This is a genomic window from Neisseria sp. P0016.S008 (assembly GCF_051957775.1).
Lineage (GTDB): Bacteria > Pseudomonadota > Gammaproteobacteria > Burkholderiales > Neisseriaceae > Neisseria > Neisseria flavescens_B.
The window spans coordinates 1-1,093 of sequence record NZ_JBQCWB010000021.1 but is presented as its reverse complement, the minus strand read 5'-3'; the positions used below and the strand labels follow the sequence as shown (position 1 = coordinate 1,093).

The following is a 1,093-nucleotide window of genomic DNA, read 5'->3' as shown; positions in this document are numbered from 1 at the left end:
GTGATTGCCTTTGACGGCAAGCTCTTCCCCGCCGTCGGCAGCAGCAAAGTCAGCACCGAGACCGCCGCAGGTTTTGATAACCTGCATTTTGGCGCGCTCGCCGAATGGGAGGAAAACAAAGGTTGGCACAATATCCGTACCGCCCCGACCCAACATTCAGACGGCCTCAATCCGCGTCTTCCCAATCCTGAAGCCAAAGTTTCTGTCCGCACGCTGATTCCCGGTTATGCCGCGCAAGAACTTTCAGACGGCCTGCCCCACCTTTCCGTCCAAGCCCTGATTCTGCAAAGCTACGGCCACGGCAATGCGCCGAGCAACGATGCGTTTGTCCGAGCTGTCCAAGCCTTTACGCAACAAGGCAAATTGCTGCTCAACATCAGCCAAGTGCCGCAAGGTTGCGCCGCTGCCGTCTATGCCCAAGGCGATGCTTTGCGTCAGGCAGGTATCATCAACGGCGGCAAATGCAACCTGGAAACCGCCACTGCGCTGATGACCCTTGCCGTTTCCCATGACTGGAATGCAGATAAGGTGCAACAAGAATTGCGTCAATTAAATTTGCTGTAAACCGCCATTTAATATGACTTTTACCGACACCCACTGCCATCTTGCCGACCCCAAACTTGCCGATACGCTGCCTGCAGTGCTTGCCGATGCACAAGCCGCCGGCGTGGCGCGTTTTATCGTACCGGCTACATCCCCCAAGGATTGGCATTCCGTTGCGCAGTTGGAAAGGCCGTCTGAAAACATCCATATTGCTTTGGGCATTCATCCGTGGTTTTCAGACGGCCTCAACGAAGCAACATTCCAAGAGTTAGAGTCCGAATTAATCCGGCATCCGCAAGCATGGGTTGGCGAAATCGGTTTGGATTTTTATGGAAAAGAGCAAACCCAAGCACAACGCGACACGCAAATCGACATCTTTATCCGCCAACTCATCCTCGCCCAAAACCTCAACCGCCGCGTCATCATCCATAATCTGAAAGCCTCTGCCGCCATTGCCACCGCCGTCAAAACCTCCGGTTTCACACGAGGCGGTATCGTTCACGCCTTCTCCGGCAGCGTAGAAGAAGCGCGGATTTTGGTGAAACTCGGC

Annotated in this window: 1 protein-coding gene and 1 pseudogene; both read left to right on the top strand. The window is 54.5% G+C overall.

Annotated elements, in window-relative coordinates; all coding sequences use genetic code 11:
• Window positions 1-564: pseudogene (locus ACTHS8_RS10800) on the top strand (asparaginase); the annotation flags it as partial.
• Window positions 565-577: 13 nt separating this feature from the next.
• The coding region (locus ACTHS8_RS10795) for a TatD family hydrolase (RefSeq protein WP_440373708.1) at window positions 578-1,093 on the top strand (516 nt) is incomplete at its 3' end.